14 protein-coding genes are annotated in these 16307 nt (G+C 51.1%); 7 read left to right on the forward strand and 7 right to left on the reverse strand.

The genetic code is table 11. The annotated features are described in order from the left end of the window. Complete coding sequence (locus tag TK_RS09170) at positions 1-621, reverse strand: hypothetical protein (protein ID WP_011250783.1); 621 nt, start codon at positions 619-621, stop codon at positions 1-3. A gap of 23 nt (positions 622-644) precedes the next feature. After that, positions 645-2609: a DUF460 domain-containing protein gene (locus TK_RS09175; protein ID WP_011250784.1), complete on the reverse strand. Its 1965-nt coding sequence runs from the start codon at positions 2607-2609 to the stop codon at positions 645-647. Between the two features lie 166 nt (positions 2610-2775). Here TK_RS09175 and TK_RS09180 point away from each other — a divergent pair, with 166 nt between their 5' ends. After that, the gene (locus tag TK_RS09180; RefSeq protein WP_011250785.1) at positions 2776-3102 is read left to right on the forward strand and encodes a hypothetical protein; all 327 of its coding nucleotides are present in this window, start codon (positions 2776-2778) and stop codon (positions 3100-3102) included. On the opposite strand, the gene pcp is transcribed toward TK_RS09180, so the two are convergent. Continuing rightward, a complete protein-coding gene (gene pcp, locus TK_RS09185; protein WP_011250786.1) occupies positions 3099-3719 on the reverse strand; it encodes a pyroglutamyl-peptidase I in 621 nt (206 codons plus the stop codon). The genes TK_RS09180 and pcp overlap by 4 nt on opposite strands. 61 nt (positions 3720-3780) lie before the next feature. On the opposite strand from pcp, the gene TK_RS09190 reads away from it, so the two are divergent. From TK_RS09190 to TK_RS09200, 3 genes are all read left to right on the forward strand, one after another. Further along, the gene (locus tag TK_RS09190) at positions 3781-4896 is read left to right on the forward strand and encodes a geranylgeranyl reductase family protein (protein WP_011250787.1); all 1116 of its coding nucleotides are present in this window, start codon (positions 3781-3783) and stop codon (positions 4894-4896) included. Positions 4897-4905: 9 nt separating this feature from the next. After that, entirely contained in the window at positions 4906-5259 is a 354-nt protein-coding gene (locus TK_RS09195) for an ASCH domain-containing protein (protein WP_011250788.1), read from the forward strand. A 234-nt stretch (positions 5260-5493) separates the two neighbouring features. Then, positions 5494-6813 (forward strand): prenyltransferase/squalene oxidase repeat-containing protein, encoded by a 1320-nt coding sequence (locus tag TK_RS09200; RefSeq protein WP_011250789.1) that lies wholly within the window; start codon positions 5494-5496, stop codon positions 6811-6813. Here the strand turns inward: TK_RS09200 and TK_RS11675 are convergent. Both TK_RS11675 and TK_RS09210 read right to left on the reverse strand, forming a co-directional pair. Beyond that, on the reverse strand, positions 6810-10139 hold the full coding sequence (locus TK_RS11675) for a hypothetical protein (RefSeq protein WP_052273634.1): 3330 nt from the start codon (positions 10137-10139) through the stop codon (positions 6810-6812). The genes TK_RS09200 and TK_RS11675 overlap by 4 nt on opposite strands. Before the next feature lie 116 nt (positions 10140-10255). Then, complete coding sequence (locus TK_RS09210) at positions 10256-11755, reverse strand: carboxypeptidase M32 (RefSeq protein ID WP_011250791.1); 1500 nt, start codon at positions 11753-11755, stop codon at positions 10256-10258. 162 nt (positions 11756-11917) lie between these two features. Between TK_RS09210 and TK_RS09215 the strand changes: the two genes are divergently transcribed. Genes TK_RS09215 through TK_RS09225 form a run of 3 tightly spaced genes read left to right on the forward strand, consistent with a single transcriptional unit; the run spans position 11918 to position 14576 of the window. Continuing rightward, positions 11918-12526, forward strand: a complete 609-nt coding sequence (locus tag TK_RS09215) for an IS607-like element ISTko2 family transposase (RefSeq protein ID WP_011250792.1) — start codon at positions 11918-11920, stop codon at positions 12524-12526. After that, positions 12507-13688, forward strand: a complete 1182-nt coding sequence (locus tag TK_RS09220; RefSeq protein WP_011250793.1) for an RNA-guided endonuclease InsQ/TnpB family protein — start codon at positions 12507-12509, stop codon at positions 13686-13688. Before TK_RS09215 ends, TK_RS09220 begins: the two co-directional genes overlap by 20 nt. Positions 13689-13739: 51 nt before the next feature. Next, a complete protein-coding gene (locus tag TK_RS09225) occupies positions 13740-14576 on the forward strand; it encodes a carbohydrate kinase family protein (protein WP_011250794.1) in 837 nt (278 codons plus the stop codon). On the opposite strand, the gene TK_RS09230 is transcribed toward TK_RS09225, so the two are convergent. Both TK_RS09230 and TK_RS09235 read right to left on the reverse strand, forming a co-directional pair. Beyond that, positions 14566-14991, reverse strand: coding sequence for a hypothetical protein (locus TK_RS09230; RefSeq protein WP_011250795.1), 426 nt, complete (start codon positions 14989-14991; stop codon positions 14566-14568). The genes TK_RS09225 and TK_RS09230 overlap by 11 nt on opposite strands. Then, complete coding sequence (locus TK_RS09235; RefSeq protein WP_011250796.1) at positions 14988-16307, reverse strand: DUF58 domain-containing protein; 1320 nt, start codon at positions 16305-16307, stop codon at positions 14988-14990. Before TK_RS09235 ends, TK_RS09230 begins: the two co-directional genes overlap by 4 nt.

Raw genomic sequence — 16307 nt, forward strand, 5'->3', positions numbered from 1 at the left:
CTAATCCCTCCCCAAACCGAAGGGGTACCTTCTCTTTTCTACCACCCACCACCCGAAGAGCGCTCCCAGAGTATCCATTAGGAGATCGCGGAGCTTGTTGGTGAGGCTTTCATGGATGAAGCTTATCTCGCTCTCGCTCAGCTTTTCAGCCACTTCCCAGCCGAGGGAGAGGACGTAGAAGACGATGAAGGTGTAGAGGACAACCTGTCTCTTGGAGAGTTTGATTCCAATCCCCTCAAGTTCTGATAAAATCTGAGCAACGATCAGCCAGACCGTTAGGCCGCCGAGGAAGTGGCTTATCATGTCGGCGTTTCTCCAGTCTCGATGGAAGAGGTCGTAGTGGGTGAAGGGCACGTTCACGAGGGAGACGTGGACGGCTATGAAAATCCCGAGAACCGCCATCGTCCTCTCGTCGTAAACGGGGGAGAGGAAGGGTTTTACTTTTTCAGGGGGATTCAGGAGCTTCTTGGGAAGAACCAGCGGAATAGAGAGACCGAGAATAGCTACGATAGTGCGGTATATGTGGTCGCTCCTTCCGTTGATGACGGCCGTCAGAAAGCCCAGGAAGACAACGAAGATCGAGCCCTTTATTATCGCCCTCTCCCTGGTTATATACACCACCGGCCTATTTAGAACCTCAGAGCTTAAAACCCTTCCCTCTTCCTCCGCTTCTCCCCCTCAAGCTCCTCCCTGGCCTTCCTCTCCAGTTCTCTGGCCCTCTCAATTCTGTACTCCTCGACCAAACGGAGCAGTTTTTCCGCTTCCCTCTCGCGGTCTTCCTCTTCCCATCTCTTGAGAAGCTCCTCAATAGCTTTCTCAAGCGTCTCCCTCTCAACAACGGCAAACTCATCCACCCTCTTGACGTCAAGCTCCTCGCTCGTGAAGAACGGTAGGTGGGCCTCACGGAGAACTTCTTTCACAACTTCGGGCAGAGGCTTTTCCGTTATTATGGCCCTTATCCCCTTCTCAACGAGCTCCTCAGCTATCGCCTTCCCAGCTCCAGCAGGGTTTATCACGAAGAGCACATCACCCTTCCTTAAGCCGACTTCTCGCTCTATCCTATCCAGCTCACCCCAGCTAAGAACCCTGAGAACTTTAAGTGGAACCGCCGAGCCGCGAACCTCTACCACGTTCATCCTCTTTACCTGGACTAGATCCCTGCTCAGCCTCTCGATGACGGCCTTCGCTTCCCTCAGCTGTTTTTCAAGGACTTCAATGCGCCTGACCTTCGCCTCCAGCTCCCGCTCGCGCAGAACCTTTCTTCTCACCTCCTCGTCGTAGTCGGCTATCTTCCGCTCAAGCCTTCCTATCGTCTTCCTCTGCTCCTTGATTATCTCCCTCAGCTCTTCGTTCTCCCTCTCAAGGAGCTCAATCCTTCTCTCAAGCTCACGTATCCTCTTGAGATAGGGCTCGGCATCGAAGCTTTTCTCTGTCTCGGGCTCTTCCTTCTCTTCTTCCTTTTTTCTCTCCCTCAGGGTTACCCTCTGCATCGCCTCCCCAAGGTTGTAGCCGGCTATTACGAGAGCCTTGACCTCGTCGGACTTCTTAGTCAGACCGGCTTCTCTCAGGCGGGCATCAATGTGTTCCAGCTTGGGCTTTATCCTCAGGTAGGCTTTGTATGCAGCTGCCAGAGCATCCCGCTGGTGGTCATCGTCAACGGTTATTCCCAGATCCCTTAGGAGTTCGTTCTTCTCCTCCACGCGGAGGCTCTCCCTAGGGACGAAGAGCTGGGCCTTGAAGGAGCGGGCTATCTTTTCCACGAAGCCCGGAGCTGGAGAAACGTCCGTTGCTATTATAACCGGGTGTCCAATCTCGCTGATGAAGCGGAACACCTCTCCGACGGGCATGTTCCTCTCGCTGTGGAGAGCAACTATTCTGCCGTCGAGATCTATCGCCGCTATCCCAACGGTTATCCCGGGGTCTATGCCAACTATGATGCTCTTCCTTTCCCGTATTGCCTCCTCCTTTTTCAGCGGAGCGAAGCCGAGTTCAGCCCTCTCGACGGGCTGAATTCTGACCTCGACATCTCCACCCCTCATCGGTCTTATAAGGCCGGCGAGCTCCTCCCTGCTGGCGTATACCCTGAACTCGCCCCTGGCCAGCCCGTAGTCCTTCTCTTCGGTCTCAAGGTCGAATGGTATATCCGCCCTCCTAAGCCTGTCCTCTATCTCCCTCACCTTGTCCCTCACGAGGTTGTGAACGCGTTTCCTGTACCTATCCTGACTCCAGCCGCCCTTCCCGTGGCTCCTGCCGCGGGTTACCTTCACAATCACCTCGTCCTCGAAGGCGAGGACTTCATAGCCGACTCCTTTGCTCGCTAGAAGAGCCGCTACTTTGGCCTCCTCGTAGGGGTCAAAGCGGTCGCCAGTCCTTATCCCGTGCTCCTTGGCGAGGCTCTGGAGGGTCCTCTGCTCCCCAGGCTTTCCAGTGACCTGGACGAGCTTTGTTCCTGGTGGGAGGGCGCGCAGAAACTTCCTTAAATCATCACCAAGTTCGGTAACACTGTCAATGGCAACAATATCCGGCCTTTTAGCCTGAATGAAGCGGATTAACCTGTAGAGTGTAAACTCACCCTTTCTCTCAAGCTTTCCGTTGAACCAGCTCACCACCGCAAACCTTTTTGGATTCTCGCCGACGACGTCAAGCCCTAGGATTAGAATGAGTCATCACCTTCACCGGAAACTTCGGACGTGACCTTAAAAGTTTAGGGGGTTTGAAAATCAAACCGATAGGGTCTTTAAGGTTGAATGCGTAGAACTATAGTGGTGAATCCCAATGAAGCTGAGGATAGTGTTCGACAAAGAATACGACATAATGAATGGAACCTACAAGGTAAAAGTTCGGGAGCTTGAGTTCGATGAAGAACTCCAGGAGATACTAAAGGGTATCACGCCGACCGTCAGAATAGGCGAGGAAGATCTCCCGATATCAGAGCTAAAAGGAAGGGTCTTTGAGCTTCCGAGCAAGGACGCGGCAGAAAGATTGATGGGGGAAATAAGGGGAGCACTGGTAGAGGCCCTCAGCGGAATAATAGCAAGGTTTAGGGAAGCCCAGAGCTTCAACGGCTCGGTCTCCTACGAGATAGACTTCAACGAGCTTTAATAACCTTCTCGGGTCAAATCCTCAAAAACCATTTTAATCGCGATTTCTAGGCCTTTTCTGATGGTTTCAAGCGCCATGGAAGGCCTCGGCTTGTCGAGGGCCTGCTCATGGCTGAAGGGAACATGGATGAAACCTGCCTTTGTCGTCATTCCTGAAACTTCTATGGTATGAAGGGCGGTGAACATGGCTGCGTTGCATACGTAGGTTCCAGCGGTGTTTGAGACCGCCGCTGGAATCTTAGCTTCTCTGAGAGCTTTGACAATGGCCTTTACAGGAATCGTCGCAAAATATGCCGCCGGAGCGCCTTCAAAGACGGGTTCGTCCTCTGGCTTGTAGCCCTCGTTGTCTGGCATAGTTGAGTCCATGACGTTGATCGCGACCCTCTCAACTGTTATGTTTGGCCTTCCGCCCGCCTGTCCAGTTAGGATGACTGCGTCGGGACGTTCCTTGACGATCAGTCTCGGAAGAATCTCCCTCACACCGCTGAAAGTCACCGGGAGCTGGAACTTGATAATATCCGCGCCCTCAATCTCATTCGGAAGCCCCTTCACGGCCTCCCAGGAGGGGTTTATCTCCTCACCGCCAAACGGCTCGAAGCCAGTAACTAAAACCTTCATCTGAACCACCAGAAAGGTTAGGTTTTTAGGGTTTTAAAACCACCCCATCCGAGGGGTGAAGATGAAGTACGATGTCCTCATAATCGGCGGCGGTCCCGTTGGAAACTACCTGGCGTCTCTTCTCGCGAGGGACTTTAACGTTGCCGTCGTTGAGAGAAAAACCTCCTTCGGCGGAAAAGCCTGCACCGGAATAATAGGGGCCGAGAACTACGAAAGACTCGGACTCCCAGAAAAGGCCGTTCTGAACCAGCTAAGGGGAGCGGTCTTTTATTCGCGAATACAGAGCTTTGAAATCCAGAGAAAGTCCCCCCAGGCCTATGTCGTTGATAGAAAGACCCTTGAAAAAGAGCTGGCCAAAAGCGCGGTAAAGAAGGGAGCCGACTACTTCATGGGAACGACCTTCCAGGGCTTCAAGAACGGGAAGGCCGTACTGAGCCACATGAACGAGAGGCTTGAGGTAGAGGCGTCCTTCTATGTCGGTGCAGACGGGGTCGCGAGCACGGTGGCGAAGAACATTGGGGCATCGACGAAGGCAGAATTCCTGACCGGATATGAGATCGAGGTCGTGGGGGAGTTTGAAAGGACAGATTTCACTGAAGTATGGGTGAACAAGGAGATAACGCCCAAGTTCTTCGCGTGGGTAACTCCCGTCGAAGACGACCTGGCGAGGGTGGGAACCTTTGGAACCCTAGACGAGCTAAACAGGTTCTTAAGGGTTAGAATGCTTAAACCTACTTCCTCCATTGAGTTCAAAGCTGGCAGTGTCGGTCTCGGCTGGAGAAAGCCATGGATCAGGGAAAACGTTGCCCTTATTGGGGACGCCGCACTCCAGATAAAGCCGACGACCGCCGGCGGAATCGCCTACGGAATGCTCTGCGCTCATGCCCTCAGAAAGGCACTCATTGAGGGCGCACCCGAGAGGTACTGGAACTACTGCTCATGGGTGAGAAAGCAGATAAGCTTCGGCCTGAAGTTCAGGAAGCTGTTCCTCGGACTCGACCAGGAGGCCATTGAAAAAATATTTGAAGTCCTGAAGAGCGAGGAGGCGAGGGAAGTCATAGAGAGCCAGGCGGACTTCGATGACCACTGGAGGACTGCAAAGGCCATACTGAGAAAGCCGAGCCTTCTGGCGAGGCTTATAAAGGTCAGCCCGTCCATAATCAGGGCACTGCTGTGAGGTGAGAAGATGGCCAGATGGAAGATGGGCCTCCAGGAGGAGTACCTGAGGGCGATAGCCGAGGGAAAGAAGAAAATCGAGGGCAGGCTGTACGACGAGAAGAGGCAGAAAATCAAGCCCGGAGACGAGATAGTCTTCGAGAACAAGCTCGTATGCGTCGTCAAGGACGTCAGGGTCTACTCTTCATTCAGGGAGATGCTGGAGAAAGAGGGCCTTGAGAACGTCCTGCCTGGGGTCAAGAGCATTGAGGAGGGCGTGAAGGTTTACCGGAAGTTCTATTCAGAGGAGAAGGAGAAGAAGTACGGCGTTGCGGCGATAGAGGTCGAGCCGGTTGCGTGGATAAGCGAGGAGAATAATCCCTAAAACAACTTTGGGGGCATTGAGAGGGTATGAAGCAAAAATTAGCTGCTTTGATTCTCCTCCTCTTTGTCACTTCAGCTCTGTTCTCACCGGTTCTTGGTGGCAGTGAGACACAGATGAGAAGGATATCCCATTTCTTATGAGGAATACCGGACGAGAACCCTCTACTCCTACCCATGGGACATCACGGAAGGCCTCTCGGGATGGAATGTCTTCAGGGACAACGAGAGCTTTTACTTGGCATGCCTGAAGGTTATAGCCCTCGCGCGGAGCGGCTATCCGCGGAACTCTTCCGAGTTTCTGGAGCTCGTTGAGTGGATAAAATCCCGGCAGAGGGGAGATGGTTCGTTTCCCGCGGTGATAACGGACGACTACCCTGAATCTGACTCGGAGTGGTTCTACTGGGAGCTTTCAAAGGCCGCCGGAACGGGGCTCGCTATTTTAGCCCTTCTCGAAGCGGGGGAGAACCCGAACTCCAAAGAGATAGAGGAAGCCGCTCAGTTCCTCCTGAAGAACGAAAGCAAGAACTACTGGACGAGCACGGTGTACCTGTACTGGGAGAAAACGGGACTTCACAAGGTAAACGAGTCGCCCAGCATAGTTGCCACTGCCTACGCCGTGGCGGCGCTATCGAGGCTCGGCTACAACGTTTCCCGGGAATGGAAATGGCTGAGGGAAAGGCTAACACGGGAGAGGCTCATAACCCCGTATCTCGACAACTTCTTCACGGGTTTCCTCTTTCCGATGCCGTACAGAGACATGAGGGCACCCTACGAGAGCATAGTTTTACCCCTCCTATTTCTCAGAGAAGAGAACATGACGCTACCGAACGAGACGCTTGAGTTCATAGCTTCACTGTTCGAAGAGACGCAGTACGCCGGAAACGCAACTTTGAGGCTGAGCTTTAAGAGAGTCACCAACTACACTGTGAAAGAGCTGGAGTACAGCATAAACGGCTGTGAAGTTAGAGAGGAATGGAAAGGCAGTGGAGAGAAAGCCAGCATTGACCTCAACCCAGGCCCATCTAAAAATAGCAGGGTATTTCTAATCATTTCTGGGGAGCCGCTTCTTTTAAATGAGTCGGGCTTTTTTAAGGGGAACCAAAGGTTGTACCCCCACCTTCCCGAGGACTACATTGAGTTCGTGGGAGATTTTTACGCTGAGAGAAGCGTTCTTCAGTTCGAAGACGGAAGAAACTACGCGATAATCGAAGTTCCAGCCCTCGATGGCTCGTGGAACCACGACGTTTACTCAACGGCAATGGCCCTGATGTGGCTGTACCTCGCTGGAAAGAAAGACAACCACACCGAAGAAGTGCTTCGGTTCTTGGAGCTTGCAAGTTCCAAAAACACCATGGCTTTTGATGGCAGTGCTTACGCCCTGATATCGCTGAGCCTCTACAGTGGAGAATGGGAGAACGAACAGGCGACAGTTGAAAAGGAACAGAGCTCCCAACACCAGCTCCCACTGAAATTGCTGGCGGTTTTCATCCTTGGACTTCTGATAGGAGCGCTCGTGGGCGTTAAAATTGGAATGACAAAAAAGAAAAGAAGTTAAAGGCCTCCCAGCGCTTTTCTTAGGATTTCCACGGCTTCCTTCTCAATCAGGAACGCCTTTCTTATGTCCCAGAGACGTGGAATCCGCCTTGTGGGCGACTCGAAGTTCCACAGGTTCGCCCTGATGTCCTCCAAGTTATCCGCTCCCCATGCACCCAACATCAAAGCCGTCGCGTTGTCATTGAGTTCCAATGCCAATTGTATGGTTTCGTTATCAACCCCCAAGACCGTTGCGTTCTCGTAGAGCTCAAAGAACTCGGTACGGTGATTGAAGAACCAAGTGGTCCACAGGCACGACAGCTTAATCCAGATATCGTACGTGGACTGGGTGTTGACCTTTATCGTTACACTCCTGACCTCTGTGCTAAACCAGTTCCCAAGGGAATCCCTGCCCCATACCCTAAGGGTGTAGAGTCCGTTCTTTAATCCCGTCATGTTGAAGTACCAATTAGTGCCCGAAGCGTTGTTCATAGTGAAGTTCTTTCCATCCCACTCCAGTAGGGCAGACTCTAGAGGCTGACTGGACGTGACGTTAATGAAAACGCTGTCGGAGTTCAATACGTCACCATCCCCTGGAGTCGGGGGAACGAAGGACAGGGTTATCGTCCTGTTGACGGCAATCGTTCTAATACCACTGGCGAACCAGTTCCCCAAGGAATCTCTGCCCCAAGCCCTAAACGTATAACGACCGTTTGTCAGATTGGTCACGTTTAGATACCAGCTCGTGTTCGATAGCATTTCCATGGTGAGATTCTGGCCGTTCCACTCCAGCTTGGCAACCTGTAGAGGCTGACCAGAGGTAACGTTCACTAGAACATAATCAGTGTTAACCACCGCACCGTCTTCCGGAGTCGGAGGAGCAAAGGACAGCACGACCGTTGAATTCACGGTGACGGTTCTAACCTCAGTGCTAAACCAGTTTCCAAGAGAATCTCTGCCCCAAGCTCTGAACTCATAGTGGCCGTTTGTTAGCCCCGTTATATTCAAGTACCAATTCGTGCTTGACGTATTGTGCATGGTAAGATTGTGCCCGTTCCATTCCAGTAGGGCAATCTCGAGAGGCCGGTCTGAGGTAACGTTTACGAAAACGTAGTCGGAGTTTATTGAACTGTTATTCTTGGGAGTTGGCGAGACAAAGGATAGCGAAATCGTCCTGTTTACAGCAATGCTCCTGACTCCACTGCTAAACCAGTTCCCCAGCTGATCCTCTCCCCATGCTCTAAACGTGTAGTATCCATTCGTTAAGTTGGTCATCTCAATGTACCAGTTCGTATTGGATGCACTCTGCATGGTGAGGTTCCGTCCGTTCCATTCCAGCAGAACAGTTTTTAGAGGCCGACCTGAGCTTACGTTTATCAGAACTCTATCGGTGTCCACAACAGCGCCATTCTCAGGAGTCGGGGGGACAAAGGAAAGAACGACTGTTGAATTCACTGTGATTGTCCGTGCTTCACTGCTAAACCAGTTTCCAAGAGAATCATTACCCCAGACCCTAAAGGTGTAGTGGCCGTTTGAAAGACCCGTTAGAGCCAAATACCAACTCTCACTAGACTCTCTGTGCATTGTGAAATTCTCTCCATCCCACTCCACTACGGCAGACTCAAGGGGCTGGCTTGAAGTGACGTTTATGACGACGCTATCAACATTCACCACTGCACCATCAGCCGGAGTTGGCGGGACAAAAGACAAGAAGATCGTCCTGTTCACGGTAACAGTTCTAACCTCACTGGCAACCCATTTCTCCGATAAATCCTTGCCCCAGACTTTGAAAGTGTACTCTCCGTTTGTTAGGTCAGTGACATTAAAGTACCAGTTAGTATCTGAGGCTTTATCCATCGTGATGTTCTCACCGTTCCACTCCAGCTTTGCACTCTCCAAAAGGTTGTTGGAGGTCACGTTGACAAAAACGTAGTCCGATGTTAGCACGCTACCGTTCTCTGGAGTTGGAGACGTGAAAGATAACTCAGTGGGGCCAGCGTAGTAGTACTGGGTCTCGACTACGGCGTTCGTGTCTTGAGGGATAACGTTGGTAAACTTCTCTGAAACACTCGTATCATAGGGAGTTGGAGTATAACTAGATGAGATGGCGTTCGTGGCACCTACTATTGCATTGCTATCACTTACATGAAAACCCAAGTTCCTAATACCCTCAGAAGGGAGGTACCCATCGGGGAGAATGCGAAGAGCCCAAACATCATAGTTACCCGCGCCGAAGCTTTCAGTAAAACCTGCTACGATAATATCTCCATTTGGGGCCATGGCAACTACATTAGCCCTATCTCGAAGGTTCCCTCCGTAGGTTTTTTGCCATACAATATTCCCATTCCCATCGAGCCTGAGAACCCAAACATCAGACCTGCCAGCGCCAAAGCTGTAAGTGTAACCTGCTACAATAATATCCCCGCTGTTAGTTACGGCGACCGCGTTGGCCTCGTCTTCGCTGTTTCCCCCATAAGTCTTCTGCCATATGACATTACCGTTCCCATCAAGCCTGAAAACCCAAAAATCACCATTAGTACCAAAACCCCAAGTGTATCCTGCTACAACGATGTCCCCGTTATCAATGGCAACTGAAGTAGCCTCATCTGCAGCCCTACTAATACCCCAGGATTTCTGCCACTCAAAATCACCGTTCCCATTAAGTTTGAGAACCCAAAAATCAGAATTAGTGCCAGCTACTATAATATTCCCATTCGAATCAATAGCAACGGCGTTGATAACGGCGTAAAATCTGTAAGCTTTTTGCCATACAATATTGCCGTTTCCATCAAGCTCGAGAACCCAGGTATAGCCTCCATATGTACCAGCTACGACAATGTTCCCATTTTGAGTTATAGCGACTGCATCAGCCTCATCGTCGTTGTTTCCCCCGTAGGTTTTCTGCCATACAATATTCCCATTCCCATCAAGTCTGAGAACCCAAACATCTTTATCCCCTGCCTCAGTGCTGTTAGTGTATCCAACAACAATAATATCTCCGGTGGTATTATCTACGACAGCCGAGTTAGCCCAATAACTATCTCGCTCCCCGTAGGTTTTCTGCCATACAATATTCCCATTCCCATCGAGCCTGAGAACCCAAACATCAGCGTCAGAGCCTCTCCAATCGGTTCCCCCATAGTGGCCCACTAAGATTATATCCCCGTTTGGAGCGAGGGCAACCGCGTTAGCTTCATCATAACCGCTTCCTCCATAGCTCCGAGCCCAAGGTGTTGGTTCTTTTTGAAGTATGCCTAACGCTTCTGCGTAGTTCTCATAGAAGACTGGAACTGCACCCAAACTTACCAAAAACAAAAGAACTAGTCCAAAGCTTACCAACTTCTTCATCACAAGACGTCACCTTCCCGCCATATTGATTAAAAGAGCTTAAATACATTTCTAGGAACCACAAACCAGCGCACTAAGAACCGTAGAAAAACAAATCAGAAAGAGAGGAAAAGAAATCACAGATACCTCTCCTTCACCCAGCGGACGAAGTAGTCTGGGTTCAGCTCCTCGCCGAGGGCCTTCTGGAGGAGCTCCTTCGGCGGGTAGATGCTTCCCCAGCGGTGTATCCTCTCCCTGAGCCAGGCCTTTATCGGCTCGAACTCGGCCCTTGCAACCTTCTCCTCGAAGTCCGGGATGTCGCGCTTCATGTGGTAGTATATCTGGCTCGCGAGGAGCGTGCCTATGCTGTAGGTCGGGAAGTAGCCGATAGTTCCGTGGGCCCAGTGGATATCCTGGAGGATTCCCTCGGCGTAGGTCTTCGGCCTGATTCCGAGGAGCCTCTCCATCTCCTCGTTCCAGAGCTCAGGTAAGTCTTTCGCCTTAACGCCCTCGTTGAGCATCATCCTCTCGAGCTTGAAGCGGAGGAGTATGTGGAAGTTGTAGGTAACGACATCCGCTTCAGTCCTTATGAAGTCCGGTCTGACTATGTTGAAGTAGAGGTAAACGTCTTCGGGCGTGTAGTTCGCCATGAACGGGAGGTTCTCCTTAAGCACCGGGTAGATTAAGCCGGCGAACTCCCTTGAACGGCCGATTATGTTCTCCCAGAAGCGGCTCTGGCTCTCATGGATTCCGAGGGAGACACCGCCGGCTATCGGGCTGAACATAAACCTCTCGTCCTGCTGGAGCTCGTAGAGTGCATGCCCAAACTCGTGGACGGTGCTGAGAATGGTTCTCCTGAAGTCGTAGCCCTCGTATCTGGTAGTTATCCTCACATCCCTTATTCCGAACTCGGTGGTGAAGGGGTGAGCAGAAACGTCGAGCCTTGAGCGGACTCCAAGCGGGAAGCCGAACTTCTGGAGTATCCAGAGGTTTACCCTCTCCATCTGCTCCCTCTCATAGCGCTCCTTCTCGAGCGGGTGCTCCCTGGGCACTTTGCCCTCTTCCATGATTTTCTCAAGGAGCGGCTTCAGCTCCTTCTCAAGCTTGTCGAACATCTTCTCGACTTCCTTCGTGGTGAGGCCCTCCTCGAAGAGGTCGAGCAGGGCATCGTAGGGCTCGTCCTCGTAGCCGAGATAGTCAGCGGCCCTCTTGGCAAGGTCTATGATTCTGTCAAGCCACGGCTCGAACTTGGAGAAGTCGTCGCTCCTCTTGGCCTCTTCCCAGGCCTTAGTGGCCTGGCTCGTGACCTCGCTCATCTCCCTGAGGAACTCGGGCGGGAATGACTTGCTTATCCTTATCGAGCGGTCGAGGACACGAACAACGCCGCGCTCGTACTCGTTAAGGCCCTCTATCCCCTTGGCCTTCTCGACAAGCTCGACGAACTCGGGCTTGAGCAGGAACTCCTGAGAGAGAACGGAAAGCTCCCCCTGAGCGACGCTCCTCTCAAGAATGCCCTCCTTTGGCATGTTGACCTCCATGTCCCAGCCGAGGACGCTCTGAGCGTGCCCAATGGCCCATATCCTGCGGTACTTCTCAAGAATAGCCTTAATTGTCTCGTTCTGGAAAACGGACTCCATGTTAAATCACCGCTACTTTTTGGATTGCCAAACTTTTAATCTTTTCGATGGGCATCTGAACGAGTGAAGGTAAAGGAATTACTATTGGGGCTGTTTCATAAATAGTTAATAGCGTAAAGTTTAAATGTTTTTGAGTCATATTTTGTTTTGGTGGAGGTCACTATGAAGCTTTATCGGACGGGAAAAGCCTCAGAACTCTTGGGAATCAGCAAGCCTACACTTCTCAGAAAAATCAAAACAGGCGAAATAAAAGCCTACAAAATAGGCAAAGAATACCGCATTCCAGAAAGCGAAATAAAGAGACTTCTTGAGGGCAAAGTTCCCGATAAAGTTGTCATTTACGCCAGAGTCTCAAGCAGAGACCAGAAAGAAGACCTTGAACGACAAGTCGAATACCTCAAAAACTACTGCTCCGCAAAAGGATACCAAGTTGCTAGAATCCTCACTGACATTTCATCAGGCCTAAACGAAAACCGGAAGGGTTTAAAACAGCTCTTCAAACTCGTGGAAAGCGGAGAGGTAACCAAAGTCGTGATAACCTACAAGGACAGGCTCACCCGCTTTGGCTTCAAATACCTCGAACAATACTTCAACTCTCACGGTGTCGAGATTGAAGTAATCTTCAATGATGAAGAGAAAACGCCAGAGAAAGAATTAGTTGAAGACTTGTTAGCTATCGTTACCTCTTTCGCTGGAAAGCTTTACGGAGCTCGTTCTCACAAGAAAAAACGCCTCGTCGAGGCGGTAAAGAATGCCCTCAGAGACGATTAAGCTCACGGCAAAATTCAAGCTCAAAAACCCACCAGAGGAGTTAAACGACCTCTTCTCCACTTATCGGGAGATTGTGAACCACCTCATCAGCTATGCTTTCGAGAACAATGTTACGAGCTTTTACAGGCTCAAAAAGGAAACATACAAAAGCCTCCGCAAGGAGTATCCAGAACTACCAAGCCATTACCACTACACAGCAACTCAAATGGCCACAATGATTTACAAGAGTTATCGGAAGCGGAAAAAGAAGGGTAAGGCTAATGGTAGGCCAGTTTTTAAGAAGGATGCCATAATGCTCGACGACCATCTCTTCAAGCTCGACCTTGAGGCTGGAGTGATAAAACTCTCCACTCCGAGCGGGAGGGTTGAGCTGGAGTTTTATCCATCCAAGTATCACGAGAAGTTTAGGGACTGGAAAATCGGCCAAGCGTGGTTGGTGAGGACTCCAAAAGGCGTTTTCATCAACGTGGTCTTTTCCAGAGAGGTTGAAGTGAGAGAACCTGAAGCCTTTGTCGGCGTGGATTTGAACGAGAACAACGTTACGCTCAGCCTTCCAAACGGTGAGTTCGTCCAGATACTCACTCACGAGCGGGAGATAAGGACTGGCTACTTCCTAAAACGGAGGAAGATTCAGAAAAAGCTTAGGACTAGAAAGAAAAGGAAAGAGCTTCTCGAAAAGTATGGGCAAAGGGAGAGGAACAGGCTGGACGACCTTTACCACAAATTAGCCAATAAAATCGTTGAGCTGGCGGAGAGATACAGTGGTATTGCTCTGGAGGATTTGACCGAAATCAGGGATTCGATTAGGTATTCGGCTGAGGTGAACGGTAGGCTTCATCGTTGGAGTTTTAGGAAGCTTCAAAACATAATCGAATACAAGGCCAAGCTGAAGGGGATAAAGGTTGTTTTTGTTAATCCTGCTTACACTTCGTCCCTGTGTCCGGTATGTGGGAGAAAGTTAAGCCCGAATGGGCACAGGGTCTTGAAGTGTCCTAAGTGTGGTTTTGAGGCCGATAGGGACGTTATTGGCTCTTGGAATATCTCCCTTCGTGCCCTGAAGATGTGGGGAGTTTCCGTTCCCCCCGAAAGCCCCACGATGAAGACGGGAGTGGGGAAGGTCGGCCGTAGCGATGTTTACGAACTTTACACAAATTACGGCTGACCAGAACGGAAACGGTATTAAGGAGAACCCCTAAGGGCCTCCGGTGGTATCATGCTGGATCTCGTGGTTATCGGTCACGTTTCGATTGACACTCTTATATTCCCGGATGGAAGGCGTGTGACAATGCCCGGAGGGGCCGCCGCGGGGGTGGCCACTTCGGCGGCGCTCGCCGGGGCAAAAGTCGGACTAGTGACGAAGATAGGGACAGACTTTCCGAAGGAGTGGCTCCAAGCGCTTTCCTCCGTGCTGGACATTAGTGGAGTTCAAATACTGCCTGGAAAGACGATTCACATCCAAATGATTTACCACGAGGACGGAAGCGTGGATGCCCCAGTTGAGATGGGAGTTGCCCAGAAGATGGGCGAAATCCCAATCCCAGAGGAATACCTTGATGCCAAAGTCTTTCACATTTCCCCGATTCCACCGGAAGAGCAGCTGAAGCTCCTCAACCGACTGAAGGGAAAGAGAGTGACCGTTGATTTCAACCCAACGTACAAGGAGGAGTACATCAAGAGAAGAGACCTCCTGCGGGAGATAGTCTCTCGGGTCGAAATAGTCTTCCCGAACGAGAGGGAGGCTCTCATGATCACGGGGGCGGAGGACGTCAAAGATGCCGCCAGGATTCTCCACGGTTGGGGAGCCAAGCTGGTCGTGATAACCCGTGGCGAGAAGGGTGTTCTCGTATACGACGGCTCGTTCAGGGAGTTCCCTGCCCTTCCGATAAAGCCCGAAGAAATCGTCGACCCAACTGGCGGCGGGGACGCCTTTGCAGGCGGTTTCCTCGCAGGCTATTCGAGGGGTCGTCCACTCGAGGAGTGCGTAAGGCTGGGTCTAGAAAGGGCAAGGGAAGTCCTGAAAAAATGGGGGGACTGGAGTATCACCGTCTAACAACAAGATAAAAGAGCAGGTAAAGAGAAACGACAAAGAGAGCCGCTACCATTGTGTTTACCAGACTTGGCAGATAAGCCGAAAGATAGTAAGCAACAGAATAGAGCGGTAGTGCCATGATTACCGCTGCGGTAAGGGTTCCGTAATGCCTCATGGAAGCACCAACGCGTGTAAGGTGGAGGGACTCAACAAAGATTATTCCAAGTGAGAGAAGGGTCAACCCGTAGAAACCTCCCAACCTATGATAAACCAGGGCAATCCCCAGCAGGGCTAGGTAAGCATAGCCCATCCACCAGACTAATATGGAGAGACTAAGAGCTAGAGACAGCACGAGGGTAACTCTGCTATCAAATCCAAGATAAGTTATGTATGTTATGATGGTAAAAAGCGCCGCAAGGTAGAGCCGTCGTATCATACTTTAATCACCTCCGCTATCGCGGCCTTCAGGGGTTTCTTGACGTCCCAGTCTATTATCAGTCCATAGGTGGAGAGTTCGCGCAGTAGGGCCTTTCTCCTGAGTTCAACGAGCCTCATTGCAACTTCTTCCTCCTCGGTAGATGGAGTGTAAAGACTGTTCGGGTTCGGGCTTATGACAACAACTTTGTAGCCCATCTCTCCTAGGATTCTAAGCGTCTCTCGGCTCTCACTGGTCAGTAGGGGAGAGAAATAGACTATCTGGGCCCTCAGTGGAAAGGCCACTCTGGCAAGGTGCTCGACCTGGTACAGTATGATATCATTTGAGCCCGGTTTGGCAGTACTCAGAAAGTCAACACATTTGAAGAAATGCCTCTTTCCATAATCCACTCTGACCCAGAGGGGCGTCTCCTCCGCAAGGAGCAGTCCAAAGCTTGTGCCATCGTTGAGAGCGTTGAGCATAAGAGAAGCAGCAGCCCTAACTTGATAGTCCAAAACAGGGGCATTTGCGCGGGAGGCATCGACTACAAACACCACGTCCACTTTTCTCTCGCTCTCAAACTCGTTGGCCATTATTTCACCAGTTCTGGCCGTTGCTTTCCAGTTTATTATCTTAAGTGGATCACCTGGCCTGTACTCCCTTACCGCGTGAAACTCAAGGCCCTCCCCAAGGCGTGGGGATGGGAGCGGTCCAATAGTTATCTTGGTACCCCTCGTGGAGTACGGCGTTGGAATATCGTAAATCCGAGGGACTCCAACGACTTCCGTGAAAAGCTCGACTAAAACATCCCCCGAGAAGAAGCCAAGGGGGTCCCTGTAGGAGACCCTAACCCCCTCAAAGTTGTGAACTCCCCTCTTCATCCTAACGCGGTATCTTAAAATGCCCTCCTCACCAGCACTGAGACAGAAAACCTTCTCCGGATTACCCGAAACAACTTCAAGTTCCTCTGGCACCAAGTCTCGGACAACGAGATTCTCGACATCGAACTCAGGAACGACGTGGAGCTCGACCTCAACTTCCTCCTCTTCAAGAAACCTGTCGTGGGGCACAACGCGCCAGATTTTAACTTCTCCGCGGGGCTTGAAAAGAAGGTATTCAACGGAGATGAGAGTAACGTATGGAAGAACGAGATAGACAAGTTCCCACCTCAAAAGGAAGAAAGCGACGATTGGGATAACCCACGCCGAGATAACCAAAAGGGCAAATTTAGCAGTTGGAGCGACACCTTTGGGTGGCTCAATTTTCCTCTCTCCAGGGGGTAGCGAGCCTGGCTGATATGGTAGCTGAGGTAACCCGCCTATACTCCACTGGAGCAT

The organism is Thermococcus kodakarensis KOD1 (genome assembly GCF_000009965.1).
GTDB classification, from domain to species: domain Archaea; phylum Methanobacteriota_B; class Thermococci; order Thermococcales; family Thermococcaceae; genus Thermococcus; species Thermococcus kodakarensis.